Annotated in this window: 31 protein-coding genes and 1 tRNA gene; 22 read left to right on the top strand and 10 right to left on the bottom strand. The window is 64.1% G+C overall.

Going from position 1 to position 25,997, the window contains the following annotated elements; translation table 11 throughout:
* Positions 1-46: 46 nt before the first annotated feature.
* A complete protein-coding gene (locus tag Q7J44_RS16160; protein WP_304881609.1) occupies positions 47-460 on the top strand; it encodes a c-type cytochrome in 414 nt (137 codons plus the stop codon).
* Between the two features lie 4 nt (positions 461-464).
* Here Q7J44_RS16160 and Q7J44_RS16155 read toward each other — a convergent pair whose 3' ends face one another.
* From Q7J44_RS16155 to parE, 6 genes are all read right to left on the bottom strand, one after another.
* A complete protein-coding gene (locus Q7J44_RS16155; protein ID WP_304881607.1) occupies positions 465-1,157 on the bottom strand; it encodes a DUF1194 domain-containing protein in 693 nt (230 codons plus the stop codon).
* 217 nt (positions 1,158-1,374) lie between these two features.
* Complete coding sequence (locus Q7J44_RS16150) at positions 1,375-1,509, bottom strand: hypothetical protein (protein WP_267134628.1); 135 nt, start codon at positions 1,507-1,509, stop codon at positions 1,375-1,377.
* A gap of 259 nt (positions 1,510-1,768) precedes the next feature.
* Positions 1,769-2,524, bottom strand: a complete 756-nt coding sequence (locus Q7J44_RS16145) for a hypothetical protein (protein ID WP_304881603.1) — start codon at positions 2,522-2,524, stop codon at positions 1,769-1,771.
* A 144-nt stretch (positions 2,525-2,668) separates the two neighbouring features.
* Positions 2,669-2,959 (bottom strand): DNA-binding transcriptional regulator, encoded by a 291-nt coding sequence (locus Q7J44_RS16140; protein WP_304881601.1) that lies wholly within the window; start codon positions 2,957-2,959, stop codon positions 2,669-2,671.
* Positions 2,956-3,294 (bottom strand): type II toxin-antitoxin system RelE/ParE family toxin, encoded by a 339-nt coding sequence (locus Q7J44_RS16135; RefSeq protein ID WP_304881600.1) that lies wholly within the window; start codon positions 3,292-3,294, stop codon positions 2,956-2,958. The genes Q7J44_RS16140 and Q7J44_RS16135 overlap by 4 nt, the downstream gene beginning before the upstream one ends.
* Before the next feature lie 39 nt (positions 3,295-3,333).
* On the bottom strand, positions 3,334-5,289 hold the full coding sequence (gene parE, locus Q7J44_RS16130; protein WP_304881598.1) for a DNA topoisomerase IV subunit B: 1,956 nt from the start codon (positions 5,287-5,289) through the stop codon (positions 3,334-3,336).
* Positions 5,290-5,454: 165 nt separating this feature from the next.
* On the opposite strand from parE, the gene Q7J44_RS16125 reads away from it, so the two are divergent.
* On the top strand, positions 5,455-6,363 hold the full coding sequence (locus Q7J44_RS16125; protein ID WP_304881596.1) for an NAD(P)-dependent oxidoreductase: 909 nt from the start codon (positions 5,455-5,457) through the stop codon (positions 6,361-6,363).
* 197 nt (positions 6,364-6,560) lie between these two features.
* On the opposite strand, the gene Q7J44_RS16120 is transcribed toward Q7J44_RS16125, so the two are convergent.
* Positions 6,561-7,217 (bottom strand): glutathione S-transferase family protein, encoded by a 657-nt coding sequence (locus Q7J44_RS16120; RefSeq protein WP_304881595.1) that lies wholly within the window; start codon positions 7,215-7,217, stop codon positions 6,561-6,563.
* A gap of 206 nt (positions 7,218-7,423) precedes the next feature.
* Here Q7J44_RS16120 and Q7J44_RS16115 point away from each other — a divergent pair, with 206 nt between their 5' ends.
* The 6 genes from Q7J44_RS16115 (at position 7,424) to Q7J44_RS16090 (ending at position 12,986) form a co-directional block, all read left to right on the top strand.
* Positions 7,424-8,080, top strand: coding sequence for a DUF1007 family protein (locus Q7J44_RS16115; protein WP_304881593.1), 657 nt, complete (start codon positions 7,424-7,426; stop codon positions 8,078-8,080).
* Positions 8,068-8,994, top strand: a complete 927-nt coding sequence (locus Q7J44_RS16110; RefSeq protein ID WP_304881591.1) for a nickel/cobalt transporter — start codon at positions 8,068-8,070, stop codon at positions 8,992-8,994. The genes Q7J44_RS16115 and Q7J44_RS16110 overlap by 13 nt, the downstream gene beginning before the upstream one ends.
* A gap of 39 nt (positions 8,995-9,033) precedes the next feature.
* Positions 9,034-10,422, top strand: a complete 1,389-nt coding sequence (locus tag Q7J44_RS16105; RefSeq protein ID WP_304881589.1) for an MATE family efflux transporter — start codon at positions 9,034-9,036, stop codon at positions 10,420-10,422.
* A gap of 236 nt (positions 10,423-10,658) precedes the next feature.
* On the top strand, positions 10,659-11,960 hold the full coding sequence (gene hisD, locus Q7J44_RS16100) for a histidinol dehydrogenase (protein WP_304881587.1): 1,302 nt from the start codon (positions 10,659-10,661) through the stop codon (positions 11,958-11,960).
* A 66-nt stretch (positions 11,961-12,026) separates the two neighbouring features.
* Positions 12,027-12,518, top strand: coding sequence for a UPF0262 family protein (locus Q7J44_RS16095; RefSeq protein ID WP_304881585.1), 492 nt, complete (start codon positions 12,027-12,029; stop codon positions 12,516-12,518).
* Between the two features lie 3 nt (positions 12,519-12,521).
* Positions 12,522-12,986 (top strand): low molecular weight phosphatase family protein, encoded by a 465-nt coding sequence (locus tag Q7J44_RS16090; protein ID WP_304881584.1) that lies wholly within the window; start codon positions 12,522-12,524, stop codon positions 12,984-12,986.
* 25 nt (positions 12,987-13,011) lie between these two features.
* Here Q7J44_RS16090 and Q7J44_RS16085 read toward each other — a convergent pair whose 3' ends face one another.
* Positions 13,012-13,416 (bottom strand): helix-turn-helix domain-containing protein, encoded by a 405-nt coding sequence (locus tag Q7J44_RS16085; RefSeq protein WP_304881582.1) that lies wholly within the window; start codon positions 13,414-13,416, stop codon positions 13,012-13,014.
* 95 nt (positions 13,417-13,511) lie between these two features.
* On the opposite strand from Q7J44_RS16085, the gene Q7J44_RS16080 reads away from it, so the two are divergent.
* The 10 genes from Q7J44_RS16080 (at position 13,512) to Q7J44_RS16035 (ending at position 20,172) form a co-directional block, all read left to right on the top strand.
* Positions 13,512-14,354 carry an NAD(P)H-binding protein gene (locus Q7J44_RS16080; protein ID WP_304881580.1) on the top strand — a complete coding sequence of 281 codons (843 nt, stop codon included), beginning with the start codon at positions 13,512-13,514 and terminating at the stop codon, positions 14,352-14,354.
* A 124-nt stretch (positions 14,355-14,478) separates the two neighbouring features.
* A complete protein-coding gene (locus Q7J44_RS16075) occupies positions 14,479-14,883 on the top strand; it encodes a ketosteroid isomerase-related protein (protein WP_304881579.1) in 405 nt (134 codons plus the stop codon).
* Positions 14,880-15,503 carry a GNAT family N-acetyltransferase gene (locus tag Q7J44_RS16070; RefSeq protein ID WP_304881576.1) on the top strand — a complete coding sequence of 208 codons (624 nt, stop codon included), beginning with the start codon at positions 14,880-14,882 and terminating at the stop codon, positions 15,501-15,503. The genes Q7J44_RS16075 and Q7J44_RS16070 overlap by 4 nt, the downstream gene beginning before the upstream one ends.
* A complete protein-coding gene (locus Q7J44_RS16065) occupies positions 15,500-16,369 on the top strand; it encodes a carbon-nitrogen hydrolase family protein (RefSeq protein WP_304881574.1) in 870 nt (289 codons plus the stop codon). The genes Q7J44_RS16070 and Q7J44_RS16065 overlap by 4 nt, the downstream gene beginning before the upstream one ends.
* Before the next feature lie 185 nt (positions 16,370-16,554).
* The gene (infA, locus tag Q7J44_RS16060) at positions 16,555-16,773 is read left to right on the top strand and encodes a translation initiation factor IF-1 (RefSeq protein ID WP_054005112.1); all 219 of its coding nucleotides are present in this window, start codon (positions 16,555-16,557) and stop codon (positions 16,771-16,773) included.
* 1 nt (position 16,774) lies between these two features.
* The gene (locus Q7J44_RS16055) at positions 16,775-17,350 is read left to right on the top strand and encodes a nucleoside triphosphate pyrophosphatase (protein WP_304881572.1); all 576 of its coding nucleotides are present in this window, start codon (positions 16,775-16,777) and stop codon (positions 17,348-17,350) included.
* Complete coding sequence (locus Q7J44_RS16050; RefSeq protein ID WP_304881570.1) at positions 17,347-18,396, top strand: ribonuclease E/G; 1,050 nt, start codon at positions 17,347-17,349, stop codon at positions 18,394-18,396. Before Q7J44_RS16055 ends, Q7J44_RS16050 begins: the two co-directional genes overlap by 4 nt.
* Positions 18,393-18,572, top strand: coding sequence for a DNA gyrase inhibitor YacG (locus Q7J44_RS16045; protein WP_304881568.1), 180 nt, complete (start codon positions 18,393-18,395; stop codon positions 18,570-18,572). The genes Q7J44_RS16050 and Q7J44_RS16045 overlap by 4 nt, the downstream gene beginning before the upstream one ends.
* A gap of 105 nt (positions 18,573-18,677) precedes the next feature.
* Positions 18,678-18,753, top strand: a tRNA-Phe gene (locus tag Q7J44_RS16040).
* A gap of 279 nt (positions 18,754-19,032) precedes the next feature.
* A complete protein-coding gene (locus tag Q7J44_RS16035; RefSeq protein WP_304881566.1) occupies positions 19,033-20,172 on the top strand; it encodes a methyl-accepting chemotaxis protein in 1,140 nt (379 codons plus the stop codon).
* Positions 20,173-20,331: 159 nt separating this feature from the next.
* Here Q7J44_RS16035 and Q7J44_RS16030 read toward each other — a convergent pair whose 3' ends face one another.
* Positions 20,332-21,123, bottom strand: a complete 792-nt coding sequence (locus Q7J44_RS16030; RefSeq protein WP_304881564.1) for a peptidoglycan-binding protein — start codon at positions 21,121-21,123, stop codon at positions 20,332-20,334.
* A gap of 121 nt (positions 21,124-21,244) precedes the next feature.
* Positions 21,245-22,114: a hypothetical protein gene (locus Q7J44_RS16025; RefSeq protein ID WP_304881563.1), complete on the bottom strand. Its 870-nt coding sequence runs from the start codon at positions 22,112-22,114 to the stop codon at positions 21,245-21,247.
* A 153-nt stretch (positions 22,115-22,267) separates the two neighbouring features.
* Here Q7J44_RS16025 and miaB point away from each other — a divergent pair, with 153 nt between their 5' ends.
* The 4 genes from miaB (at position 22,268) to Q7J44_RS16005 (ending at position 25,955) form a co-directional block, all read left to right on the top strand.
* Positions 22,268-23,578, top strand: coding sequence for a tRNA (N6-isopentenyl adenosine(37)-C2)-methylthiotransferase MiaB (gene miaB / locus Q7J44_RS16020; RefSeq protein WP_304881561.1), 1,311 nt, complete (start codon positions 22,268-22,270; stop codon positions 23,576-23,578).
* A gap of 206 nt (positions 23,579-23,784) precedes the next feature.
* Positions 23,785-24,354 (top strand): OmpA family protein, encoded by a 570-nt coding sequence (locus Q7J44_RS16015; RefSeq protein ID WP_370693021.1) that lies wholly within the window; start codon positions 23,785-23,787, stop codon positions 24,352-24,354.
* Positions 24,355-24,359: 5 nt separating this feature from the next.
* The gene (locus tag Q7J44_RS16010; RefSeq protein WP_304881559.1) at positions 24,360-24,734 is read left to right on the top strand and encodes a hypothetical protein; all 375 of its coding nucleotides are present in this window, start codon (positions 24,360-24,362) and stop codon (positions 24,732-24,734) included.
* 213 nt (positions 24,735-24,947) lie between these two features.
* Complete coding sequence (locus Q7J44_RS16005) at positions 24,948-25,955, top strand: PhoH family protein (protein WP_370693020.1); 1,008 nt, start codon at positions 24,948-24,950, stop codon at positions 25,953-25,955.
* Positions 25,956-25,997 lie beyond the last annotated feature (42 nt).

Below are 25,997 nucleotides of genomic sequence, written 5' to 3'. Positions count from 1 at the left end.
GCGGTGGTCCTGTCACCCTATGGCTCAAATCCAGAAGGAGGCCGCCATGGCGCAGCCGTTGCCCATCATCTCGCTGTTTGCGGCCCTTGCTCTGGGGGCCTGCGTCTTTGCCACAGCGCCCGATCCGGTGCCGACCGGGGCGCAGGACTTTACCGATTTTTGCGCGGGGTGTCATGGGCTTAGCGGCAAAGGGACGGGTGAGCTGGCGGGCACGCTGGCACGTCGCCCGGCCGATCTGACCCTGCTGGCGCGGCGCAGTGGCGGCACCTTTCCGACCACGGCGGTGATGGCCAAGATCTGGGGCTACACGGGGGGCAAGGGCAGCGATGTGATGCCGAACTTCGGCCCGCTGCTGGAAAGTGAGCTGGTGGCTTACGATGGTGGCGACGGGATCATGACGCCGACGCCGGTGCGGCTGGTGCAGATTGCCCAGCATCTGCAGTCGATTCAGGTAAAATAATCAGTCACTTGCGGCTGGCCTGCGCGGTTTGTGTGCGCCCAAACCCGCCTGCAATTTCCAGCACCAGCTTGCGGCGCACCGCTTCGGCAAAGGTGTCGCGGCTGGTGGCGGCGACGACAAAGGCACCGGGGCCGCCGATGATCTGGTTCTCGTAGGCCTGCGCCAGATCCTGCGCGCGGCCGTCGCGCAGGATGGGCAGGCCGTTGATGGTGATGCCTGCCGCCAGCACCTCGGCCCGGGCATCGCTGATGCGGGGGCCAGAGAAGTTTCCGACGGAATCTCCTGAAAAATCAATGACCTGCCGCAGGCTGGTGATCTGGTTGTCCTCAATCAGCCGCTTGCCTTCCAGCAGTGCAGCGCCGATGGCATTGCGGCCATAGGCCATGCGGGGCGGGTCCAGCAGGCGGGTGGCGAAGGCCTGCGCCGCAGCCTCGCCGTCGATCACCGTCCAGTCGACCACCACCCCCTGATTGGCCGCCCATTCCACATATGTCACCGCAATGGTGCCGGTCAGGGTGGAAGAAATGGCATATAAAACATCAGGATGCGTGAGGGCACTGGCATAGCCCTGCCGCTGGAAGTCTATCTCTTCCTGATCAATCGAGCCGGAGGCATCGGCCAGCAGCACCAGTTCCAGATCCACCTCTTGCGCGAGGGCGGGCAGGGGCAGGAACAGCAGGGGGAGGAACCAACGCATGGCAAAGCGTAACGCGGATGGCGGACGGGTGCGATCACGTTGGCGTGGGTGAAAGACGCGCCAAACGCGGGGCGGGGCGCGGAAAATACGGCTGATTTACGTATGGCGCGCGTATGGCGCGCGTATGGCTTACGTCATGACGCTGGCGCCGGGGGCGGCGAGGCCCCCCGCCGGGGTTGCGCGACGGGCGGGGAGACCCCCCGCCGGGGCGCGAGCGCTATTGCTTGACCCGTTTTCCGGCAATTGTGGTGCCATCCTTGGACAGCCCGGCATTGGCGGTGGCCAGAACCTTGACGACCTCTTTCTTCGGCTTCTTGGTTTCCTTGTTGCCCTTGTTCTTTTCCTTGCCCATGGCGCGGTTCCTTTTTGGGAGGGTTCCCGCCAGCCCATGCCGGGGGGATCGCTGCCTGCCGGGGGCTTTGGGGCCACAGGGCGGAAGGCATCAGGGGCGGTCCCCTATGGGGCGGAGCCTGTGAGGGGAAGATGGGCGCTTGGCGGGGGGAAGGCAAGGGGGAGTGGGGGGATCAGAAAATAGTCAAGCGACTGTTTTCTATGCGTACGCCTAGGCACGCGTGCGAGGGCTAGCGGGGTGGTTTGCAGAGCGACGAAATCTATGGATTATCACAAGTCTCTGCCAACAGATTAATTATCTCAATTCTTTCCGGCTTTGGAAAAAAAGCGTTACTTATGAGCCATTTGATAGCTGCTGTGTTTCCAGATTCTATGCACATGAAAATTTCCGAATTCACGCTTCGAAATCCAGAGCTTACTCTTTTATTTAGGTGCGCTTGTTCGGTAAAAAAAGAGAAATTCATTAGCTTGAAGTTATCATTGATAAAGTTTTCAGTCCCCTTCCTTTCGAAGGACATATTTGGATGAATTTGCAGGTTAGGGCTCTTCTCCAATACTTCACGATAATTTGGGGGCGAATCAAGAAAGTTCTTCGCCAAAGGGAAAACTAGACGTCTAAGTCGAAATGCCACCTCGTCAAGTCTATGTAGATCTGTCAAATAAAGATCAATTGAATGATGTCTATAGCGAACGCTAGGGCTGCCATATTCTGCAATTCTCTCTACAAAATTGCTGAACGGTTCGAATCGTCTGCCGATATGCCCCCAATAATTTGGAAAGCCTCGGGGCGGACAGATTACCTCAGGAATCAAGTCACCACAAATTTCCTTTGCAGCTTTAAATAATCTAATAGTGTCATGCCCGTAACTCTGCGTCGATTCTCCATTCATGAGCAGAATGCCCTTGAGGTATTTTTCGAAGGATTGTGCGGCGCTCCAAAAGAATTGATAGTCTAGCTTATGCAAAATCGCCACACGAGCCATTAAATAATCTTCATCGGCTGCGTCTCGGTACATTCGCCAAACCAAGGACCTTGTTCTAACGCAAGTTGCTGGCGATGTTTCACACATTTAACTCATCCACAAACCGCGTGTTTTCCTGATTCTGCTGGAACTGCAGCACCAATTTGTCGCCCATCTGACCTTTAAGCAACTTGCCTCCTAAACCAACACCCGCTGCACAATCCCCGGCTCTTTCTCGATCAGCGCGAGCAGCACCCGCGCCGGGCCGTCGGGTTTGCGGCGGTTGTGTTCCCAGTTCAGCAGGGTGGCTTTCTTGACGCCGATGGAGCGGGCGAAGTCGGCCTGGCTGAGGCCGGTTTGGGCGCGGATGGCACGGACGTCGGGAATGGGCACCTCAATTTCGTGGGTCACCGCGCCGGTTTTGTCACCTTTGAGATAGGCTTCAACCTCGGTCAGACCTTGCAGGATGCTGTCATAGGCTTTGGTCACGATGTTCTCCCGTAGCTTGCAACGATCCGCTCGCCGATGCTGATCAAGGCGGCCTCTTCGTCTGGTTTCAGGTTTGACTTTGCGTTTTTGGCAAAGACCGTCATCAGAAACACCGGCTGCCCGCGTCCGGGCGCGTAGAAGTGGATGGAGCGGAAGCCGCCACTTTTGCCACCACCGTCGCGGGCAAAGCGCAGCTTTCGGATGCCGCCGCCAAGCGGAACCCCCGCTTCGGGATTGGCTGCGAGGAAGTTGATCAGATCAGTGCGTTCAGTATCCGTCATGATGGCTTTGGCCCGCCGCAGGAATTCGGGCATTTCGACAACTGTCGTCAACATTTATACGCCACTGACCTATATGTCAATGGCATACTTCCGTCACACATCCAGCTCCTCCACAAACCGCGCGTTTTCCTGAATGTACTGGAACCGCAGTTCCGGTTTCTTGCCCATCAGGCGTTCTACCAGATCGCCGGTCATCCCCGGTTCGTCCTCGTCGATCGTGACGCGGATCAGTTTGCGCGACTCGGGGTTCATGGTGGTTTCTTTCAGGTCCTTGGCGTCCATCTCGCCCAGACCCTTGAACCGCTGCACGTCGATTTTGCCTTTGCCGCCAAGGCCTTTGGCGAGCCAGAGGTCTTTTTCGGCGTCGTCGGCCACATACATGCGGCGGGCACCTTGCGTCAGGCGGTAGAGCGGCGGGCAGGCGAGGTAGAGGTGGCCCTTGTCGATCAGCGGGCGCATCTGGGTGAAGAAGAAGGTCATCAGCAGGCTGGCGATATGGGCGCCGTCGACATCGGCGTCGGTCATGATGATGATCTTGTCATAGCGCAGGTCATCGACGTTGAAGCGGGTGCCCATCGAGACGCCGAGCGCCTCGCAGATGTCGCGGATCTCGGAATTGTCGTTCAGCTTGTTGCTGGCGGCCCCCAGCACGTTGAGGATCTTGCCCTTGAGCGGCAGCAGCGCCTGCGTCTCGCGCGAGCGGGCGCCCTTGGCGGAGCCGCCGGCGGAGTCGCCCTCAACGATGAACAGCTCGGTCCCTTCGCGGTTTTTCGCGGTGCAGTCGGTGAGTTTGCCGGGCAGGCGCAGTTTCTTGGTGGCGGATTTGCGCTGCGTTTCCTTTTCCATCCGGCGGCGCAGGCGTTCATCGGCGCGCAGGATCAGGAAATCGAGGATGGCACCTGCGGATTTGGGGTCGGCGGCGAGCCAGGTGTCGAAGTGGTCGCGCACGGCCAGTTCGACATAGCGGGCGGCTTCTTCGGTGGCGAGGCGGTCCTTGGTCTGGCCGACGAATTGCGGCTCGCGGATGAAGCAGGAGACAAGGGCGCAGCCCCCGGTGAGCAGGTCGTCGCGGGTGATCTGCTCGGCCTTGCGGTTCTTGACCCGCTCGCCATAGGCGCGGATGCCCTTGAGGATGGCGGCCCAGAAGCCGCTTTCGTGGGTGCCGCCTTCGGGGGTGGGGACGGTGTTGCAGTAGGACTGGATGAAGCCGTCGCGCGCGGGCGTCCAGTTGATGGCCCATTCGACCGAGCCGGGGACGCTGAATTTCTCGGTGAAGCCGACTTTTCCGGCGAAGGGGCGGTCGGCGTAGGTGGTGGATTTCGCCAGCGTGTCGGTGAGGTAGTCGGCGAGGCCGCCGGGGAAGTGGAAGATGGCTTCCAGCGGGGTTTCACCATCATCGACGGCGGTTTTCCAGCGAATTTCGACGCCCGAGAACAGGTAGGCCTTGGAGCGCGCGGCCTTCAGCATGCGGGCGGGTTTGAGGGTGAGGGAGCCGAAGATCTCGGGGTCGGGGTGGAAGGTGACGGAGGTGCCGCGCCGGTTGGGGGCGGGGCCGACCTTTGCGACCGGGCCCTGCGGGATGCCGCGCGAGAATTCCTGCACGTAAAGCTCACGGTTGCGGGCGACTTCGACCCGCATGTGGTCGGACAGGGCGTTGACCACGCTCGCGCCCACGCCGTGCAGACCGCCGGAGGTGGCATAGGCGTCGCCGCCGAACTTGCCGCCGGCGTGCAGGGTGCAGAGGATGACCTCCAGCGCGGATTTGCCGGGGAATTTCGGGTGCGGGTCGATGGGGATGCCACGGCCATTGTCGCGGATGGTGACGGTGTTGCCGGCGTGGAGCTCGATCTCGATGCGGGTGGCATGACCCGCCACCGCCTCATCCATCGCGTTGTCGAGGATTTCGGCGACCAGATGGTGCAGCGCGCGCTCATCCGTGCCGCCGATATACATGCCGGGGCGCTTGCGGACGGGTTCCAGCCCTTCGAGCACCTCGATGGAAGAGGCGTCGTAGACCGGGGTCGCGCCGGAAAGAAGGTCATTGGCCATGGCATGCTCGATTCTTGTTCTGGGTCAGGGCTGGCGCGCATTAGATCACCCAAGGGACCGGGGACGCAAGACGGGGGAACGCAAGATGTGGGGGCGCAGGAGGGGGAGGCATTGCCGTTGTGCCCGCCGCGCCCTAGGTTCGGCAGGCAATATGGAGGATATGCGATGCGGGTGTTTTTCACGGGCGGATCGGGCAAGGCGGGCAAACATGTGATCCCTTATCTGGTGGGGCAGGGGCACAGGGTGCTGAACTTTGACCGGGTGCCGCTTGGGAATTCGGCGGGCGGCGCGGGCGTGCACGACCTGCTGGGCGATATCACCGATGCGGGGCAGGTCTATTCGGCGATGCATTCCCATGCGGGCTATGACGAGCTGGAAACCGGGCAGGGGGCGCGCGCCTTTGACGCGGTGGTGCATTTCGCCGCTGTCCCCCGGATGATGATGTGCCCGGACACCGAGACCTGGCGGGTGAATGTGGTGGGCACCTATAACGTGATCGAGGCGGCGGTGAAGCTGGGGGTCCGCAAGGTGATCGTGGCGTCCAGTGAGACCACCTATGGCATCTGCTTTGCCGACGGGGTGACCGACCCGCACAGCCTGCCGCTGACGGAGGCGTATGACATCGACCCGATGGACACTTACGGCACGTCGAAAAAGGTCAATGAGGTGACGGCGCGCAGCTTTGCGCAGCGCTCGGGCGCGGATATCTACGCGCTGCGGATCGGCAATGTGGTGGAGCCGCAGGAGTATGAAACCCTGTTCCCGCAGTATTTTGCCAACCCCGAAGTGCGGCGCAGGAATGCGTTCAACTATGTCGATGCGCGCGATCTGGGGCAGATCGTCGATCTGTGCCTGAAAAAGGACGGGCTGGGGTTTCAGGTGTTCAACGCCTGCAATTCGACCAATGGCATGAACATCCCCAATGCCGATCTGCTGGCCCGGTTCTTCCCCAACGTGCCAGTCACTGAAGAGCTTGGTCCATGGGACAGCCTGATGTCGAACCGCAAGATCCGCGATGTGCTGGGGTTTGAAGATGCCCATGACTGGCGGGACATCCTGCCCGGCCACGGCTGATCTGCCCGGGCCAGGGTTGATCTGAAGGAGCGGCTGCGCCGCGCGGTTTTTCCCTCGTCGCGCGGCTGCGCCGCGTCTCCTCAGGTTTGCGCTCCGCGCGGGAGTATTTGGATCAAGATGAAAGCACCGTCTTTGTTCGGGCCATTCATCTTGACAAAAATACTCCGGGGGGAGGCGAAGCCGGGGGGCTGGCCCCCCTACTCGGGTTCCGCGGCGCGCCGGGCCCAGACAGTGTTGAACGCAGGGCGGCTTTGGGCCGCAGCGAGCCAGCGGGCGGTTTTCGGGTGATCGCTGAGCAGGGGCGCGTAGGACTGGCCGTAGCGCAGGCATTCGGCGACCATGATATCGGCGACGGTGAAGCGGTTCAGCAGCCAGTCCTGGCTTGTCAGATGCTGTTCCAGCCGTGCCAGCGGGCGTTTGAGCTTTTCGGCGGCGAGGCGGATGATGCCCTGGCCGGTGGGGGTGTCGGCGTTGCCGTCGCGGGTGGTGTAGAGGATCTCGATCGCGGCGGGTTCTACGGCTGTGGCGGCAAACAGCGCCCATTGTTCCATCAGGGAAGCTTCGTCATCCGAGGCCGGGCCGAGGGCAGCACCGTATTTGCGGGCGATGTGCAGGCAGATGGCGAGCGATTCGGTGAGCAGCAGGGCACCGTCGCGCATGGCGGGGACCTGACCGAGCGGGTTGATGGCGAGGTATTCGGGCATCGCGGTGTTCAGGGCCACGCTGGCGGCGGTGGTTTCGGTGAGGCGGTAGGCTTGAATCACCGGGACATGGGTGAAGGGAGCCTGGCACTCTTCGAGCACCCAGAGGGGCCTGATCGCGCGGGATCGGTAAACGCCATAGATGGTCAGCATCGGGATCTGTCCTTTTGTGGATGCGGCGATAGCATCATGGCGGCGCGGGGCAGGCAAGGGGGGATTGGCCCGGTGTTTGCCAGACCGGGTGTTTGCCAGACCCGGTGTTTGCCAGACCCGGAGTTTGCCAGACAGGGGGCCGGCAATTCTGCGCCGGGGGGTGGCTGGCGGGCATGGCGGCGGGGTTGGCTTTGGGCTAATCTGGCATGATGCGAACCCTGTGGGCGGTCTGTGTTGCTGGTCTTGTGACTGCCCCTGCCGGGGCGGGGGCGCATCCGCATGTGTTCATTGATGCGACGATTGAGGTGATCTTTGACGCTGAGGGCCGGGCCGAGGCGTTGCGGATCGGCTGGGCCTATGATTCGCTGTTTTCCATGACCTATCTGGCAGAGAACGGGTTTGACCCGGATTTTGACGGGGTGTTGACCCCCGAAGAAGAGGCGGCTTTGGCGGGGTTCGATATGGGTTGGGATGCGGAATTTGCGGGCGACACCTATGTGCTGGTGGGCGATGCGCCCGTGGGGCTGTCGCGCCCGCTGGAGCCGACGGCGGGCTATCGCGACGGGTCTCTGGTGTCTACCCATTTGCGGCGGCTGTCCGCGCCGGTGGCCCCGGGGGACGCCGGGCTGGTGGTGCAGGTCTATGATCCGTCGTTCTACACATCCTATCTGATTGCGGCGACGCCGGTGCTGACCGGGGGCGCGGGCTGCCGGGTGCAGGTGTATGAGCCGGACCGGGAGACGGCGGATGCGCGGTTGCAGGCGGCGCTGGAAGAGCTTTCCGGCAGCGCCGATGTTGAGGGTGAGTTTCCGGCGATTGGAGCCGCCTATGCCGAGGAGGCGCGGATTTCATGCGCGCCGTGACCGGGGTTTGGCGGGGGCTGGCGCTGGCGGGGCTGGGGATCGCGCTGGGGCTGGCGGTGCTTTGGGCGTCGGGGGCGACCGAGCCTGTGGCGCGCTGGGCGGCGACGCAGCAGCGCGCGGTGCAGGATGCCTTGGCGGTGGCGGTGCGGGCCTTGCGCGCCGGGGAGCCGGGGGCGTGGTCGGCGCTTCTGGCGGTGTGCTTTGCCTACGGGTTTTTCCATGCGGTCGGGCCGGGGCATGGCAAGGCGGTGATCGGTGGCTATGGCATGGCGCGGCGGGTGCGGCTGCGGGCGCTGGCCGGGCTGGCGCTGGCCTCATCGCTGGCGCAGGCGGCTGTCGCGGTGGTGCTGGTGGCGGGCGGGGCGTTTGTGCTGGGCTGGAGCCGGGTGCGGATGGAGGGATTTGCCGAAACGGCGATGCTGCCGCTGTCGCATGGGCTGATCGCCGGGCTGGGGTTGTGGCTGGTGTGGCGGGGGCTGCGCGGGTTGGCGGCGGGGCAGCGTGGGACCGGGGTGGCGCAGGAGCATGAGCATCACCATCACGGCCATGATGCCTGTGGGTGCGGGCACGCGCATGGGCCGAGCGTGGAGCAGGTCGCGCAGGTCACCGGCTTGCGTGATGCGGCGCTGCTGATCGGGGCGGTTGCGCTGCGGCCCTGTTCGGGGGCGTTGTTTCTGCTGATCCTGACCTTTGCGATGGGCATTGGCTGGGCCGGGGTGGCGGGCGCATTCGCCATGGGGCTTGGCACCGCGAGTGTGACCGTGATGGTTGCGGGGCTGGCGGTCTGGGCGCGCGAGGGGGCCTTTGCCGCCCTGCCGGGCGCGGGGCTGGCGCGGGTGCTGCCGGGGGTGGAACTGGTGGCGGGCGCGGTGATTGCGGCGGTCTCGCTGAGCGTGCTGGCGGGGTCGCTCTGACGCTTGCCTAAGGGCAAGCGGCGTCGTATCGGTTTGCCTATGAATTCAGCACCTCTCTCTCCGCCTTCGTCGCCCTTGTCAGCGGCGGATCATGTCCGCGCCACGTTGGCGCTGGGCCTGCCGCTGATTGGCAGCCATGTCGCGCAATTTGGTCTGCATGTGACCGATACCATCATGCTGGGCTGGTATGGCGTGGTGCCGCTGGCGGCGGGCGTGCTGGGGGCGTCGAGCTTTTTTGTGATTTTCATCATGGGGTCGGGCTTTGCCAAGGCCGTGATGCCGATGGTGGCCAATGCGCAGTCACAGGGCGATGAGGTGCAGGTGCGCCGGGTGGCGCGGATGGGGTTGTGGCTGTCGATCCTGTTCGGAGTGCTGATCTATCCGGTGTTCTGGTGGTCGGAGGCGATTCTGCTGGCGCTGGGGCAGGCGACGGATGTGTCGGCGCTGGCGCAGGACTATCTGCGGGTTGTGGGTCTCGGGATGATTCCGGCACTGCTGGTGATGGTGCTGAAAAGCTACCTTTCGGCGCTGGAGCGGACGCAGGTGGTGTTGTGGATCACGGTGGCGGCGGTGCCGCTGAACGTGGCGATCAACTGGGCGCTGATCTTTGGCAACTGGGGGGCGCCCGAGCTTGGGGTGATGGGGGCGGCGGTTGCGACGGTGGTGATTCAGGTGGGGTCGCTGCTGTTCCTGTGCCTTTACGCAGGGTTGCTGCCCAGCCTGCGGCGCTATCAGCTTTTCATCCGGTTCTGGCGGCCCGACTGGGGCGCGTTCGCATCCGTGTTCCGCCTGGGCTGGCCGATGGGGCTGACCGGGCTGGCGGAAAGCGGGTTGTTTCAGGCGAGCGCCTTGATGATGGGCTGGATCGGCACGGTTGAACTGGCCGCGCACGGCATTGCGCTGGAGATCACGGCACTGACCTTCATGGTGCATGTGGGCCTGTCGAATGCGGTGACGGTGCGCACCGGCGGCTTTGCCGGATCGGGCAATTATGCGGCGATGCGGCTGGGGGCCAAGGTGGCGATTGTGCTGTCGGTGGTGGTGGCGGGGCTGACGATGGTGGTGTTCCTGACCCTGCCCGAGCCGCTGATTTCGGTGTTCATCGACCCGGCAGAACCGGCGCGGGGGATTATTCTGGCGGTCGGGGCCTCGCTTCTGGCCTGCGCGGCGCTGTTCCAGATGGCGGATTCGATGCAGGTGATGGCGCTGGGCCTGCTGGCGGGCGTGCAGGATACACGGGTGCCGATGATCTATGCCGCAATCAGCTATTGGCTGATCGGGATTCCGGCCAGCTATATTCTGGCGTTCCCGATGGGCTTTGGCGCGGTCGGGCTGTGGATCGGGCTGGTCATCGGCCTTGCCTGTGCAGCGGTGAGCCTGATGGCGCGGTTCTGGTCGCGGCTGCCTGCGGCGGCACCGCGGGGCTGAGGGCGGAGGGGGGCGCTGCCCCCCGCGCGTGCCGCGCCCCCCGGAGTATTTTTATCAAGATGAAGGCCATGCGCGGGATTGGGTTCATCTTGACAAAAATACTCATTCACCCGCGCCGCAAGAGCTGCGCTGGCACGGGCAGCGGCAGGCTGTGGCAAAGCATCCATCGCAATTGCCGGGTTGAGGGGGGGGCGGGGGCGCGCTATCTGGGGCGGGACCGAGGAAAGGGTGCTGCCATGCCTGTGTTTCTGAACTTTGCTGAGGCGGATTTCGAGGCGCGCTTTGCGCAACTTCTAGGGATGAAGCGCGAAGAGGCCGAAGATGTCGATCAGGCGGTGGCCGCGATCATCGCCGATGTGCGCCTGCGCGGCGACGCGGCGGTGCTGGAGCTGACGGCGCGGTTTGACCGGCTGGCGCTGGAGGCGGCGGGGATGGCGTTTTCGCCTGCCGAGATTGCGGCGGAGATTGCGAAGGTTTCCGCCGGGGACCGGGCGGCGCTGGAACTGGCGGCGGAGCGGATCCGGGCCTATCACGACCGGCAGCGGCCCGAGGATGCAAGCTGGACCGATGCGGCGGGGGCGAGCTTGGGCTGGCGCTGGACGCCGGTGTCGGCGGCGGGGCTGTATGTGCCGGGGGGGCTGGCATCGTACCCGTCCAGCGTGTTGATGAACGCGATTCCGGCCAAGGTGGCGGGGGTCGGGCGGCTGGTGGTGACGTGTCCCACGCCGGGCGGCGTCGTGAACCCGCTGGTGCTGCTGGCCGCACAGATCGCCGGGGTGGATGAGGTGTACCGCATCGGTGGCGCGCAGGCGATAGCGGCGCTGGCCTATGGCACCGCGACGATTGCGCCGGTGGACAAGATTACCGGGCCGGGCAATGCCTTTGTGGCGGCGGCCAAGCGGCGGGTCTTTGGCCGGGTGGGCATCGACATGATTGCCGGGCCGTCGGAGATTCTGGTGATTGCCGATGCCGGGAATGACCCGGACTGGATCGCGCTGGACCTGCTGAGCCAGGCCGAGCATGACCAGAGTGCGCAGGCGATATTGATCACGACTGATGCGGCTTTGGGCATTGCGGTGGCGGCGGCGGTTGAGGCGCGGCTGGAAACGCTGGCGCGGCGCGAGATCGCCGGGGCCAGCTGGCGCGACAATGGCGCGGTGATCGTGGTGCAGGATCTGGCGCAGGCGGCGGCGCTGGCCAACCGGATTGCGCCCGAGCATCTGGAGATCATGGTGGAGGATTGCGAGGCTTTGGCCGCGCAGATCCCGCACGCGGGGGCGATCTTTCTGGGGCCATGGACGCCGGAAGCCATCGGCGATTATGTCGGCGGGCCGAACCATGTGCTGCCGACGGCGCGGTCGGCGCGGTTCTCCAGCGGGCTGAATGTGCTCGATTTCATGAAGCGCACCACGATGGCGCGGATGAGCCCGGGGGCGCTCATGGCCATCGGCCCCAGCGCCGAGCGGCTGGCGATCAGCGAGAGCCTTGAGGCGCATGGCTTGAGTGTGCGGGCGCGGCTGGACCGGCTGAACGGGTAACGCCGCCCTTGCGCCGCGCGCGAGGCTCGGGCATCACCTGTGTATCACCGCGCAAGGCCTGCCCCAATGATCACTCCTGCGACCAACCGCATCTGCCATATCGAGATTGACGACAAGGGCCTTGCCCGCCCCACGGCGGAGATCGAGCAGGAGCGCCGAGTGGCGATCTTTGATCTGCTGGAAGAAAACTCCTTTGCCCTGCCGCCGCGCGACGGGCGGCCGGTGCCTGCGGGGCCCTACCGGCTGGCGCTGGCGATCCGCGAGGGGCGGCTGGTGTTTGATCTGGCCAGCGAGGCGGGCGAGGCGGTCGGGGCGTTCCACCTGTCGCTGGGGCCGTTCCGGCAGGTGGTGAAGGACTACTTCCAGATCTGCGAGAGTTATTTCGAGGCGGTCAAGCGCCTGCCCCCGAGCCAGATCGAGGCGATCGACATGGCCCGGCGCGGCATCCACAACGAAGGTGCCCGGGTGTTGCAGGAACGGCTGGAGGGCAAGGCCGGGGTCGACAATGACACGGCCCGGCGGTTGTTCACGCTGATCTGCGTGTTGCACTGGGGGTAGGTTTTGGCTGATTTCCCCCAGTCGGTGTTGTTTTGTTGCGACCATAATGCGGTGCGTTCGCCCATGGCCGAGGGGCTGATGAAGCAGTTCTACGGCCAGCGCGCCTATGTGCAGTCTGCGGGGGTGCGCAATGACATGGAGGTCGACGGGTTTTCGGTCGCCGTCTGTCAGGAGCTGGGGATCGAGCTGTCGCGGCACCGCAGCCGCAGCTTTGACGAGATGAAGGAATGGGGCGATGATCTGTCGCAGTTCGACCTGATCGTCGCCCTGTCGCCCGCCAGCCAGCGCATGGCGCTGGAGCTGACCCGGCATTTTCATCTGGATGTGGAGTATTGGCCGATCCTTGACCCTACCGGATTGGGCGAATCGCGCGACCACAAGCTGTCGGCCTACCGTCAGGCGCGCGACCAGATCCGCGACCGGATGATCGCGCGCTTTGGCCCGCCAAGGGATGCGGGGGCGGAGTAGGGCGGGCCGGGTGGTGCGGGCGGGGTCAGACCGGCTCTGCGATGACGGGCGGTGCCGTGGTCGCAAGGATTTTCGGCAGGTTGCCTTCGATCCAGCCGGTCAGGGCCATGACATGCACCGCCGCCTCGGCCCCCAGCGGGGTCAGGCTGTAGCTGACGTGCGGCGGCACCACGTCGCGCGCGACGCGCAGGACAAAACCATCCGCCTCCAGCTGTTGCAGGGTCTGGGCCAGCATCCGTTCGCTGACCCCGGTGATGCGGCGGCGCAATTGGGCAAAGCGGTGCGGGCCGGTGGCCAGCGTGACCATCACCAGCGTGCCCCATTTGCTGGTCAGATGCTGCAGAATGGCGCGCGACGGGCAGGTGGCGGCAAGAACATTGCCCCGGTCCCAGTGGTCGATCAGGCTTTGTGCGGTGGGGAATGGGGTCATGTGCGCCTCTGCATTACACTAACATAAATGTAGGTACTTACGATTCGGAAGTACAGGCGATATCTACTGTCGCATCGCATATACAGGAGACCGCCATGACCACCATCGCTATCACCGGCGCCACCGGCCAGCTGGGCCGCCTTGCCATCGCTGCCCTTGTCGCGCGCGGGGAAACCCCCATCGCCCTTGCCCGCAGTCCGGAAAAGGCCGCGGACCTTGGCACCGAGGTGCGGGCCTTTGACTATGCCGCCCCGGATGCGGCGGCGCTTGCGGGCGTGGATGTGCTGGTGCTGATTTCGTCGAGTGATTTCACCGACCGCGCCGGGCAGCATGCCAATGTGATCGCGGCGGCCGTCGCGGCGGGGGTGGGCCGGGTGGTCTATACCTCGATCCTCAAAGGCGATGCCTCGCCGATGCTGCTGGCGCAGGATCATATTGCGACTGAGGCGGCGCTGAAAGCCTCGGGGCTGAGCTACACGCTGCTGCGCAACGGCTGGTATCTGGAGAACCTGACCGGATCGCTTGGCGCGGCACTGGCGCATGGGGCGGTGATCGGGTCGGCGGAAGGCGGTCTGTTCTCTGCCGCCGCGCGCGTGGATTTTGCCGAGGCAATTGCGGTGACCGCCGCCACCCCGGGCCATGACAATGCGGTCTATGAACTGGCGGGCGACAGCGCCTTTACCATGGCCGATTTCGCCGCCGAACTGGGCCGCCAGACCGGCAAGGCCATGCGCTATGACAGCCTGCCCGAGGCGACCTATGCCGGTATCCTCACCGGCTTTGGCCTGCCCGAAGGGTTTGCCCGCATTCTGGCCGACAGCGATGCCAAGGCGGCCAAGGGGGCGTTGCATGATGACAGCCGCACCCTGTCGCGCCTGATCGGCCGGCCAACCACGCCGATGGCAGAGGCAATTGCGCAGGCGCTTGCAACTCTCTGATATTTGCAGCTTTCCCAAATACTTCGGGGGTGTGGGGGCTGGCCCCCACTCCACCACCGGCCAAAAGGGACTGGCCATCCGGAGGATTGCCGCTATCGTGCGGTCAAAACCCCGGAGTTGCCCGATGTCCCAAGCCGAAGCCACAATTGCCGCCTATTACGCCGCCTTCAACGCAGGCGACACCCAGGGCATGCTGGAACTGGTCACCGATGAGGTCGAACACCGCGTGAATGAGGGCGGCATCCGGCGCGGGCGGGACAAGTTTGCCGCGTTCTGCGCGCATATGGGTGTCAGCTACCGCGAGCAGTTGCAGGATCTGATGATCTTTACCTCGCCCGACGGCACGCGCGGCGCGGCGGAATTTACCGTGCATGGTGAATATCTGCAGACCGACCCCGGCCTGCCAGAGGCGCGGGGGCAGCGTTATGTGCTGCCAGCGGGGGCGTTCTTTGATCTGGCGGACGGCAAGATCACGCGGATCACCACGTTTTACAATCTGTCGGACTGGGTGGCGATGGTCTCGGCATGACGGATCACCCCCCGCAGCGGCCCGATCTGCCGGATGGCATCCATCTGCGCGCCCTGCAGGGGGCCGAGCTGGAGCAGCATCTGGATGCGGTGGCGGGGTTGCGGATCGCGGTGTTCCGCGACTGGCCTTACCTGTACGACGGCGCGCTGGAATATGAGCGGGATTATCTGCAGACCTATCGCGATTCTGCGCAGGCCCTGCTGGTGGGCGCGTTTGACGGTGACCGGCTGATCGGCGCGTCAACCTCGACCCCGATGGAGGATCATGCGGCGGAATTTGCAGCCCCCTTTGCCGGGCTGGGGTTGGCCCTGACCTCTATTCTTTACGGTGCGGAATCGGTGGTGCTGCCTGAATATCGTGGCTTTGGACTGGGCCACCGCTTCTTTGACCTGCGTGAAGACCACGCCCGCAAGCTGGGGCGCAGCCATGTGGCCTATTGCTCGGTCCAGCGGCCTGAGGATCACCCGTTGCGGCCTGCCCAGTACCGCAGCAATGATGCGTTCTGGCTGGGGCGTGGCTATACGCCGCTGCCGGGGGTGATTGCGGAATTTTCCTGGCGCGATGTGGGCGATGATGCCGAGACCAAGAAACCCCTGCAATTCTGGATGCGAGACATATGACCTCCTTTACCCTTGCCGCTGCCGCCTATGATCTGACCTGGTTTGATCATTTCGACGATCACGCCGCCAAGCTGGGCACCTGGGTGTCAGGTGCGGCAGACAAGGGCGCGAAACTGCTGGTGTTTCCGGAATACGGCGCGATGGAGCTGTCCAGTCTGGGCGGGCGCGATGTGGCGGCGGATCTGGAGGCGGGGCTGCATGAGGTGGCGCGGCACGGCGCCGCCACCGATGCGCTGCATCTGGACCTGGCGCGGGCGCATGATTGCCTGATCCTCGGGGCCTCGCGGCCGTTCTTTATCGGCGCGCGTCCGGTGAACCGCGCCACGCTGTATGGGCCGGACGGGATCATCGGGCATCAGGACAAGCAGATCATGACCCGGTTTGAGCGGGAGGAATGGGACGTGGTGGCGGGACAGGGGCTGACGCCATTTGACACCGATCTGGGCAGGATCGGGGTGATCATCTGCTATGACAGTGAATTCCCGCTGCTGGGGCGGCATCTGGTGGATCAGGGGGCCGAGATTTTGCTGGCCCCGTCCTGCACCGAAACCTATGCTGGGTTCAGCCGGGTGCGGATCGGGTCGATGGCGCGGGCGCTGGAAAACCAGTGTGTCGTGGCCCATGCGCCCACCGTGGGGCCTTGCGATTTCTGCCCGGCGGTGGATCAGAACACCGGGTCGGCGTCAATTTACGGCCCGCCCGACACCGGGTTTCCGCCCAACGGCATTCTGGCCGAAACCGTGCTGAACGCGCGTGGCTGGGCGGTGGCAGAGGTCGATCTGGAGGCGATCCGCCATGTGCGGCGCGATGGACGGGTGCTGAACCATCTGCACTGGGATGAGCAGGCGGCGCGCACCGCCGGGTGATTTTCCTGCCGGGGCCGCTCTGCGTGCCGGACAGCGCATATCGCTGTGGCCGGGCGGATCGATGGGTTCGTCAGGCGCGAACAGCGGCGCGCGGCAGAGAAAGCTCTTGAAAACCCCGGGAATCGGGCGCATATGCGCCGCACATGGCCTGCGGTTCCCGCGGGCTTATACTTATTGGAGTGACCATGGCCAAGGAAGACATTCTCGAATTCCCCGGTGTCGTCAAGGAACTCCTGCCGAACGCGACATTCAAGGTTGAACTCGACAATGGCCATGAATTGATTGCGGTGATGGCAGGCAAGATGCGCAAGAACCGCATCCGCGTTCTGGCAGGCGACAAGGTACAGGTGGAAATGACCCCGTATGACCTGTCGAAGGGCCGTATCAACTATCGCTTCAAGTAAATTGCGGCTGATCCTTGGTTCCGCCAGCCCGCGCCGGAAAGAGCTTCTGGCGCAGATCGGGCTGACGCCTGATGCTGTGCTTCCCCCCGACATCAATGAAGATCCGCGCCCGCGTGAATTGCCGCGCCCCTATTGCGCGCGGATTGCACGGGAAAAGGTGCTGGCGGTCGACGCCGGGCCCGATGATGTGGTGATCTGCGCCGATACCACGGTGGCGCTGGGGCGCCGCATTCTGGGCAAACCCGCCAATGCGGGTGAGGCGGCTGCGTTCCTGACCCTGCTGGCCGGGCGTCGGCATGAGGTGATCACCGCCGTGGCCGTGCGCCGGGGCGACCGGATTCTGACGCGTGAGAGCGTCAGTGCCGTCAAGATGAAGCGGCTGTCGGATGCCGAGCTGAACGGATACCTTGCGTCGGGCGACTGGCAGGGCAAGGCGGGCGGCTATGGCATTCAGGGCCTTGCCGGCGCGCTGATCCCATGGATTCAGGGCAGTTTTACCGGCATCATGGGCTTGCCCGTGGCAGAAACCGCAGTTTTGCTGGAGGCCATCGGCTATCCGGTCTGGAGGCAGGCATGATTGGTCGCGTGGTGATTCTGGACGAGGCGGGCGAGCGGCAGATGGCGGCGCTGGTGGTGGACGGGCGGCTGGAAGAGCTGTCGGTGGACCCCGACGGCGATACGGTGCTGCCCGGTGCGATCTACCGCGCCATCGCCGACCGGCCTGTGAAAGGGCAGGGCGGGATTTTCGTGAAACTGCCGGGTGGGTCAGGCTTTTTGCGCCAGATCAGCGGCATTGCCCCCGGTCAGCGCATTCTCGTGCAGGTGACGGGCCCGGCAGAGGCTGGCAAAGCCATTCCGGTCACCGCGCGGCTGCTGTTCAAATCGCGCTTTGCCATCATGACTCCGGGTGCGCCGGGGCTGAACATCAGCCGCCGCATCCGCGAAGAGGACGCGCGGGCCGAGTTGGATGTGCTGGCCAGGGCCGGCATGGCGGGAGCGTCGGAAACGCTGGGGCTGATCCTGCGGTCATCCTGCGATGGGGCAGAGCCGGAGGCAATTGCCGAAGACATCGCCGCGATGCGCGGTCTGGCCGAAGCGGTGCTGGCGGACGTCAGGGGCGACGCCGAACTGCTGGTCGATGGCCCGGGCGCGCATGACATTGCGTTGCGCGACTGGCTGGACCCGGTGCCCGATGACGTGGTGACGGAACCCGGCGGCTTTGCCGCGCATGGGGTCGATGCCATGGTGGCGGCGCTGATGACCGCGCGCGTTGATCTGGTGGGCGGCGGGCATATGATGGTGGAACCGACGCGGGCACTGGTGGCGGTGGATGTGAACACCGGGCCGGATACCAGCCCGGCGGCCAGCCTGAAGGTCAATATCGCCGCCGCGCGCGATCTGCCGCGCCAGCTGCGGCTGCGCGGGCTTGGCGGGCAGGTGGTGGTGGATTTCGCGCCGATGTCGAAGAAAGACCGCGCTATCCTGGATCAGGTGATCAAGGCCGCGTTCAAGGGCGACGGTGAGGCCAATCTGGCCGGTTGGACCACGCTGGGCCTGTACGAGCTGACCCGCAAACGCGACCGGCTGCCGCTGGCCGAGGTGGCACGGGGGCTGTTCGCATGACCTGCCCGATCTGCAAAAAAGAGACCGATCCGAAGTACCGCCCGTTTTGTTCACGCCGTTGCGCCGATGTGGATCTGGGGCGCTGGCTGACGGAAAGCTATGCGATTCCCGCGCCCGAGGGTGAGGAAGAGACCCCGCCAGAGCCGGATGACCAAGACCGCGAGTCGCGCCACTGAAGGCGGACCGGGCGGGCGGGCAAAAAGGCGAAAAAGCCTCTGGACAGCCCCGCCGCCCTGACGTATCACCCGCCAACCGAAGGCAGCGGTGCTGCAAGGTCCGGTGCCCGGATAGCTCAGTTGGTAGAGCAGCGGATTGAAAATCCGCGTGTCGGCGGTTCAAATCCGTCTCCGGGCACCATTTAATTTCATTGAAATCATTGTGCGTTTCTGTCCGTTTGATGGCGATTGCGGCTTTGGTCTGCTGTTTGCGGAAGCAGGTCAGACACCGCGCCCTGCCACGCGGTTTTGAGCGGTGCCATCGTCTTGCGGCTCAGCGCGGCAAGGGGACGGACCACGATGGGGGCGCAGGCTCTCTCACGGAGTCAGGGCCGGATACGTCGTTTGCGGCGATAAACGTGTTTTTCATTCCTCTCTGACTATCCTGCCCAATGGGTGCTCGGATAAAGGACATGTCTGGATGTTTAAAAGGTTTCGGCGCCGAAATGGGGGCAATCCCCCGGCAGCACTGCTGCAAAGTGCTGTCGCACAGGCGATCGATGCCGTGGTGCTGATCGATGTGTCGAATGCGGTCACGTATTTCAACGCGTCGGCTGAACGATTGTGGGGCTACCGCCGCGATGAGGTGCTCGGCAAAAACGTGTCGATGCTGGTTCCCGAGGCCCACCGGCACAATCATGATGCCCTGATCGACGCCAATCGCACGACCGGCATCAACAAGATTGTCGGGACCAGCCGCGAGGTCATCATTCACCGCAAGGACGGCTCGACCGTGTCTGCAAGTCTGGCCTTGTCGAAGATGCAAGTCGGCGGGTCCTGGGCTTATGCCGCATTCATACGGGACAGGTCGACGGAGATCGCGACGCGCAACGACATTCTGGATCGTGCCGGTGCCAGCGTCGATCTGGTTGCCATGGATTGCGAAAAGGTCGCCGGTCTTTCGACCCAGATCAGCCAGGGTGCGGCGCGTCAGGCCTCGTCTGCCCAGCACGCGTCGGCCGCGATGGAACAGATCACCGCCTCGATGCGGAATTCGGCAGAGAACGCCGCGACAACCGAGAAGATCGCGACAAGCTGTTCGCGGGATGCGCAACGCGCTGGTGAGTCTGTGTCCCGCGCTGTTCAGGCGATGGCGGAAATTACCGAGAAGATCAGAATCGTGCAGGAAATCTCGCGCCAGACAGATCTGCTGGCGCTGAACGCGGCCATCGAGGCGGCGCGGGCCGGGGTTCATGGCAAGGGATTTGCAGTCGTGGCCTCGGAGGTGCGCAAGCTGGCCGAGCGCAGCCGCGTGGCCGCCCTTGAAATCAGCCGTCTGTCTTCCGAGACTCACGAAGCCTCGCAGGAAGCGGGCCGGGAGATTGCGGCCCTTGTCCCCGAAATCGCCCGGACGGCGGACCTTGTGCGCGAGATTTCGGCGGCAACCCGGGAGCAACAGGTGGGTGGCGAGCAAATCAATCAGGCGATCCGCGACCTGGACCGGGTGATCCAGGACAGTGCCGCCACGGCACATTCCGCAACCGAGACCGGCGCTTCGCTCAAAACCCGATCCAGCGATCTCAGCACGCTGATTGCGTCGATGCGCAGCGGCAAAGAATGAGATGCCTGCCGGTTTTTGGGCTGGTCTGGGGCTGATTTCCACCCATTTCGGATTTCAAAGCGGGTGATGGTGCTGGGTGCGCAGGTCTCACCCGCAGGATGGCGGGCCTTTGACCGCAAGGTCCGGCCCGCCAATGCTGCGATGCCAGCCTTTGCTGGCCTAAACGCCGGATTGGCGGCGCAGTTCGCGCAGCTGGTCGGCTGTGATGTAGCCGGTGGCGCGCAGGCCTTCGTCGCGCTGCCAGGCCGACAGGGCGTTGCGGGTGTTGGCCCCGAAGACGCCATCGACGCCGCCGGTCCGGTAGCCCAGCGTGGTCAGCCGGCGCTGCACCTCGCGCCGTTCGGCGACGGTCAGGCTGAGCAGACGCTCTTCGGTGCGGTCATCCACGGCGTCCGGGTCGGGTGTTGTCGGTGCAGGGCCTGCGACCGGACCGGACTGGCGGTCGATCAGGGTGACCTGCGCTGCAGTGACATAGCCGGTGGAGGTCAGCTTGTTGGCGGTCTGCCAGCGGCCGATGGCGGCGCGGGTGTTTGACCCCCACAGCCCGTCAGCCACGCCGGTGGGATAGCCCAGTTTGCTGAGCTGGGTCTGAATACGCACCCGCTGGGCGCGGGTCAGGCCAATGTCCGCCTCGGCTGCGGCGGCGCGGGCCGGGCCGCTGAGCGGCGGGGCGGGTTCCGCCGGGGCGGGCGCCGTGACCGAGGCCCCCAGCCTGCGCAGCGCGCGTTCGGCATTGGCGCGGTAGGCCCCTTGCGGATGTTGCGAGAGATAGCCGCGATAGGCGGCGACGGTGTTCTGGCTTTGCGCCTGGGTGAAGGCGGTTTTGTCCAGTTCCTGAGTGACCAGCGATTTTGCGACACCCGAGAGGATGTCGCCGAAATCCTGCGCGCTCGCGGGGGCGGCAACGCCGAGGCCGGCAATCAGCAGAAGCGGAAAAGTCAGGGTGCGCATGGCGTGTTTCCTTTCGGACGATGCGGCCCCGGCGACACAGGTCTGTCGTCGGGCCTGTCCACGCGTTAAACGCCTGAAACGCAAAGTGGTTCCGTCCCGGCTGCGCGGGCGGCCTGACGGGTCAGAACCATTGCCCCGGTTCCATCAGCCCCAGATCCATCAGCTGCTGGCTGTGCCATTCAAAGGCGGTCGAGTTGCGCCAGCGGAAATCATGGATGTCAAAGCGCGAGCCGGGGTTGGTGCGCAGGGCCTTGGCGGTGCGGAACGACACCAGCGCCGTGGTGATGTTGTTGTGCCACGGGCAGGCATAGGTGTTCATCTCTTCATCCGACAGGGTGAAATCGGGGCGCAGGGTCAGGCCGGGGCGCGTCTTGAACAGGCAGATCCGGTCGATCTTGCGGCGTTGGGGCGAGACGTGTTCCTCAAACCGCCAGCGGAGGCCGCCAAAAAAATCGAGCTGTCGTTCCTTGGGGTGATTGTGGTTCAGCGGGTCGGCGCGGCCAAGGGCGTAATAGCCCGACCTGTCCAGATGTGCATCCGACAGCGACACGGCGTTGGGCGACAGGTTCAGATCGCCGGCATAAAGGTCGATGGTGTAGGTCAGGATCGCATCACGCCGTTCTTCGGTGTGAAAGGCCAGCAGTTCCAGCACATTGCGGGTCTCGCAGAACGGGTAGAACAGGTATTCGGCGTTGTAGCCGTAGAACAGCCAGACACCCGGCACCGCCTCGATGATGCGGTTGACGGCGCTGACCAGCGCACCTTCGGCATGGACGTCATGATCGACGCGGTGGATCTTGTCCGCAACGCTGGCGGGCAGGGTAATCTCGGCCGGGGCCAGCAGCACAATCGTCGGGAAGCCGGCGGTCTGGAGGTGGCGCAGGGTGGTGTCCACCTCGACCGCGTCTTCGGCCATGATCACCGCGACCGGGCCCTTGCCGATGATGGCGCGGGCGGTGGTCAGAAAGGGGGTCAGTCCGCTGTGGCGCATGTATCCTCCGCTGCGGATGGCTGGCCCGCTGATCTTGGGCAGAATCGGCGAAGGGCGCGCGCATTGCAAGGGGCTGGTCGCCGATCTGCGGCCTGCGTTGCGCCCGGGGCCGCTTCGCGGTAGAAGGCGCGCTGATCCACGGCGGGGTAGCCCATGTCTGATGCCAAGAAGCTGTTCATCAAGACCTATGGCTGTCAGATGAACGTCTATGACAGCGAGCGTATGGCCGAGGCCATGGGCGCGGATGGCTATACGCTGACCGACGTGGTGGAAGACGCGGATATGGTGCTGCTGAACACCTGCCACATCCGCGAAAAGGCCAGTGAAAAGCTGTTTTCCGATCTGGGGCGGTTGCGGCCCTTGAAGGACGCCAAGCCCGATCTGAAGATCGGGGTGGCGGGCTGCGTGGCACAGGCCGAAGGGGCCGAGATTCAGCGGCGGATGCCGTTGGTCGATATCGTTGTGGGGCCGCAGGCCTATCACCGGCTGCCCGCTCTGGCGCGGGCTACGGGGCCGCAGGTGGATACCGAGTTTCCAGCCGAGGACAAGTTTGACCATCTGCCGGAGCGCAAGGCCCTGCGTGGGCCGACCGCGTTTCTGACGGTGCAGGAAGGCTGCGACAAGTTCTGCGCGTTTTGCGTCGTGCCCTATACGCGCGGTGCCGAAGTCAGCCGCCCGGTGGACCGGATCTTGCGCGAAACCCGCGATCTGGTGTCGCGCGGCGTGCGTGAGGTCACGCTTTTGGGTCAGAACGTGAACGGCTATCACGGCGCGGGCGAGGACGGCGCCTGGACTTTGGGCCGGCTGATCCGGGCCTTGGCGGCAATTGAGGGGTTGGAGCGTGTGCGCTATATGACCAGCCATCCCAATGACATGGATGATGACCTGATCGCGGCGCATGGTGATGTGCCGCAGCTGATGCCCTATCTGCACCTGCCGGTGCAGTCCGGGTCGGACCGGATCTTGAAGGCGATGAACCGCAAGCACACGCGGGATGACTATTTCCGGGTGATCGACCGTATCCGCGCGGTGCGGCCCGATACGCTGTTTTCGTCCGATTTCATCGTGGGCTTTCCCGGCGAGACCGATGCCGATTTTGCCGACACGCTGGATCTGGTGCGGCGGGTGGGGTACGGCCAGTCTTATTCGTTCAAGTACTCGGCCCGGCCCGGCACCCCGGCGGCGGAAAAACCGCCGGTCGAGGCGGCGGTGGCCGACCGGCGTCTGCAGGAATTGCAGGCGCTGATCTTGGACCAGCAGCGCGCGGGGCAGGAAGCGATGGTCGGGCGTGAGGTGACGGTGCTGTATGAAAAGCCCGGGCGTCAGCCGGGGCAGATGGTGGGCAAGTCCGACCACCTGCATGCGGTGCATGTCCATGATGAGGCCGGGCGTGTGGGCGAACTGGCGCGGGTGCGGGTGTTAGCTTCGTCAGCCAACTCGTTGTCGGCGGTCAGAATTTCCTGAACCTGATCAATCTGGCCGCAGGCCGGGGTTTGTCTTTGTCGCGGCGACAATGACACAAGATGCTGCGGCAGATGCGGGGGGCTTGCCCAAACTCTGCCGTATAAATGCCCTGAATTGTTCAGATTTCGCTTTACTTCACTTTTTCTCGACGTCAATTCTTGTACCATAATTCTGCTTGTGAATTGGTATGAACGGGGGTTGCGGCTGTGGAACGGTTTTCCAAAGCGGTGCGGATGATCCTTGGGGGCGCGGCGCTGGCTGTCGGCATGTCGGGCGTGACATCCGCATATGCGCAGGGTGCCCCCGAAGTTGTCGGCAAGATCGAATGGGGCGTGTGGATCGACGATGACGGTTGCATGCACTGGTGGGCCGATGGCGGCCTTGAGGGCTATATGGTGCCGCGCCGCAATCCCAAGGACGGCAAGCCGGTCTGCCTGAAGCGCAACACCTGTCTGGTGGAAAACACCGACCAGCTGTTTGCGACTGACAGTGCAAAGCTGACGGCGCAGGGCCGGTCGCGGTTGCAGTCGTTCTTCCAGAACGCCGGGGCGTTTGGCTATGCCGTTTATGGCCATACCGACAGCCGGGCATCGGATGAATACAACATGGGCCTGTCCAAGCGCCGTGCCGCCGCCGTCGCCAATGTGGCCCGGTCGGTCGGGGCGCATGTGGAACGCGAAATCGGCTATGGCGAGCGTCAGCCCGTCGCCTCGAACAGCTCTGCTGCCGGAATGCAGAAGAACCGTCGGGTCGAAGTCGTCTGCTACCGGTGGTGATCAGCATGAACAACACATTCAAAATCAGCGCAGCACTGGCGGCCTTGGCCCTGAGCGGTTGCGTGAGCGACGGCCTGACGCCCTATAGCGGCCCGGATTCGGTTATTGCGACCGGAGTCGATAAAGGGCGCGATTCGGGCGTTCTGCGCCATGGGCATGCGGCGATCGCCTATGACCCTGACGGCTGCCAGAACTGGATCATGGACGACGGTGTCGAAGGCTATTCCAGCCCGCGTTTTGACCCGGTGTCGGGTCTGCCGGTCTGCAACAACCACTTCCCGCCGGGAACGGTCATCAGAAACTATCAGACCAATTCGCCGGGGATTCGCGATTATGTGCCCGGCCCGGGCATCCGCACCGTGGTGCGCCGCACCAACTGACGCATTGCTGCGGCACGTTATTTGGGGGTCACGGGGAACCGTGGCCCCTTTTACTGGTTTGTGGGTCAGATCCGGCGGTGCCTGCGTTTTGGGCGGTTGTCACAATTCCGTGCGCTGGCTGGATATAAACTCTGCTCGATACGAAATCGATGCTTGCCAGATCATGTGACGCGGCGCACGATACATACAGGCCCTAGCTGTAAGGAGACCTCATTGGGCATCAGCGCGCTGACCCCCCCGACCAAACCCGAGGACATGATCGAATCTGTTCTCGAATTTCCGGACAATCGTTTGCTGATTGACCTGTGCGGCGAGTTTGATCGCAATCTTGCACAGGTGGAACACCAGATGGGCGTTCACATTCTGCGGCGGGGCAACCGCCTTGCGGTGATCGGGGACAAGTCCGCGCGGGATCAGGCGGCAGCCGTGCTGCGCAGCCTTTATGCCCGGCTTGAATCCGGTCGCACGGTCGCCGCCGGCGATATTGACGGCGCGATGCGTCTGGGTCAGGCCACTCTGAGCCCTGAGGGCGAACAGATTGAATTGTTCAACCCCGGCATGGAAATCCGCACCCGTAAAAAGCCGGTCGAGCCGCGGACCGAAGCGCAGAAAGCCTATGTCGCCAATCTGTTCAGTCACGAACTGGGCTTTGGCATCGGGCCTGCGGGCACCGGCAAGACCTATCTGGCAGTGGCGGTCGGCGTGACCATGCTGGTGTCGGGCGCGGTCGAAAAGATCATCCTGTCGCGTCCTGCTGTGGAAGCGGGGGAGCGGTTGGGGTTCTTGCCCGGCGACATGAAAGAGAAGGTCGATCCCTACATGCAGCCGCTCTATGATGCGCTGAACGATTTTCTGCCCGCCAAGCAGGTTCAGAAGCTGCTGGAGGAAAAGCGGATCGAGATCGCACCGCTGGCCTTTATGCGCGGGCGGACCTTGGCCAATGCCTTTGTGGTGCTGGATGAGGCGCAGAACGCCACCACCATGCAGATGAAGATGTTCCTGACCCGGTTGGGGCAAGGCAGCCGCATGGTGATCACCGGCGACCGTACACAGGTTGACCTGCCGCGCGGGATGCCGTCCGGGCTGGCCGATGCCGAGCGGATTCTGGCCGGTGTGCGCGGGGTGACGTTCAACTACTTCACCTCGAAAGACGTGGTGCGCCACCCGCTGGTGGCGCGGATCATCGAGGCCTATGAGGCCGATGAGGCACCACAGGCCTGAGACAGGGGCCTGCTGAAAGCGCCGGGGGGCTGTCTGCCCCCC

Origin of the sequence: Pseudotabrizicola sp., from assembly GCF_030656345.1 — a bacterium.
GTDB lineage: Bacteria > Pseudomonadota > Alphaproteobacteria > Rhodobacterales > Rhodobacteraceae > Pseudotabrizicola.
The sequence above is the reverse complement of the archived record's forward strand: the minus strand, read 5'-3'. Positions and strand labels throughout refer to the sequence as shown.

Excerpts from the sequence above, each read along its gene's own strand:
- Q7J44_RS16105 (WP_304881589.1), top strand. The coding sequence starts at position 9,034 with ATGAATTCAGCACCTCTCTCTCCGCCTTCGTCGCCCTTGTCAGCGGCG.
- Q7J44_RS16160 (WP_304881609.1), top strand. The coding sequence starts at position 47 with ATGGCGCAGCCGTTGCCCATCATCTCGCTGTTTGCGGCCCTTGCTCTG.
- Q7J44_RS16010 (WP_304881559.1), top strand. The coding sequence starts at position 24,360 with ATGAACAACACATTCAAAATCAGCGCAGCACTGGCGGCCTTGGCCCTG.
- Q7J44_RS16070 (WP_304881576.1), top strand. The coding sequence starts at position 14,880 with ATGACGGATCACCCCCCGCAGCGGCCCGATCTGCCGGATGGCATCCAT.
- Q7J44_RS16085 (WP_304881582.1), bottom strand. The coding sequence starts at position 13,416 with ATGACCCCATTCCCCACCGCACAAAGCCTGATCGACCACTGGGACCGG.
- Q7J44_RS16135 (WP_304881600.1), bottom strand. The coding sequence starts at position 3,294 with ATGTTGACGACAGTTGTCGAAATGCCCGAATTCCTGCGGCGGGCCAAA.
- Q7J44_RS16115 (WP_304881593.1), top strand. The coding sequence starts at position 7,424 with ATGATGCGAACCCTGTGGGCGGTCTGTGTTGCTGGTCTTGTGACTGCC.
- Q7J44_RS16025 (WP_304881563.1), bottom strand. The coding sequence starts at position 22,114 with ATGCGCCACAGCGGACTGACCCCCTTTCTGACCACCGCCCGCGCCATC.
- Q7J44_RS16095 (WP_304881585.1), top strand. The coding sequence starts at position 12,027 with ATGATCACTCCTGCGACCAACCGCATCTGCCATATCGAGATTGACGAC.
- hisD (WP_304881587.1), top strand. The coding sequence starts at position 10,659 with ATGCCTGTGTTTCTGAACTTTGCTGAGGCGGATTTCGAGGCGCGCTTT.
- Q7J44_RS16080 (WP_304881580.1), top strand. The coding sequence starts at position 13,512 with ATGACCACCATCGCTATCACCGGCGCCACCGGCCAGCTGGGCCGCCTT.
- parE (WP_304881598.1), bottom strand. The coding sequence starts at position 5,289 with ATGGCCAATGACCTTCTTTCCGGCGCGACCCCGGTCTACGACGCCTCT.
- Q7J44_RS16145 (WP_304881603.1), bottom strand. The coding sequence starts at position 2,524 with ATGTACCGAGACGCAGCCGATGAAGATTATTTAATGGCTCGTGTGGCG.
- Q7J44_RS16050 (WP_304881570.1), top strand. The coding sequence starts at position 17,347 with ATGATTGGTCGCGTGGTGATTCTGGACGAGGCGGGCGAGCGGCAGATG.
- Q7J44_RS16075 (WP_304881579.1), top strand. The coding sequence starts at position 14,479 with ATGTCCCAAGCCGAAGCCACAATTGCCGCCTATTACGCCGCCTTCAAC.
- Q7J44_RS16125 (WP_304881596.1), top strand. The coding sequence starts at position 5,455 with ATGCGGGTGTTTTTCACGGGCGGATCGGGCAAGGCGGGCAAACATGTG.
- miaB (WP_304881561.1), top strand. The coding sequence starts at position 22,268 with ATGTCTGATGCCAAGAAGCTGTTCATCAAGACCTATGGCTGTCAGATG.
- Q7J44_RS16065 (WP_304881574.1), top strand. The coding sequence starts at position 15,500 with ATGACCTCCTTTACCCTTGCCGCTGCCGCCTATGATCTGACCTGGTTT.
- Q7J44_RS16120 (WP_304881595.1), bottom strand. The coding sequence starts at position 7,217 with ATGCTGACCATCTATGGCGTTTACCGATCCCGCGCGATCAGGCCCCTC.
- Q7J44_RS16030 (WP_304881564.1), bottom strand. The coding sequence starts at position 21,123 with ATGCGCACCCTGACTTTTCCGCTTCTGCTGATTGCCGGCCTCGGCGTT.
- Q7J44_RS16150 (WP_267134628.1), bottom strand. The coding sequence starts at position 1,509 with ATGGGCAAGGAAAAGAACAAGGGCAACAAGGAAACCAAGAAGCCGAAG.
- Q7J44_RS16045 (WP_304881568.1), top strand. The coding sequence starts at position 18,393 with ATGACCTGCCCGATCTGCAAAAAAGAGACCGATCCGAAGTACCGCCCG.
- infA (WP_054005112.1), top strand. The coding sequence starts at position 16,555 with ATGGCCAAGGAAGACATTCTCGAATTCCCCGGTGTCGTCAAGGAACTC.
- Q7J44_RS16155 (WP_304881607.1), bottom strand. The coding sequence starts at position 1,157 with ATGCGTTGGTTCCTCCCCCTGCTGTTCCTGCCCCTGCCCGCCCTCGCG.
- Q7J44_RS16110 (WP_304881591.1), top strand. The coding sequence starts at position 8,068 with ATGCGCGCCGTGACCGGGGTTTGGCGGGGGCTGGCGCTGGCGGGGCTG.
- Q7J44_RS16035 (WP_304881566.1), top strand. The coding sequence starts at position 19,033 with ATGTTTAAAAGGTTTCGGCGCCGAAATGGGGGCAATCCCCCGGCAGCA.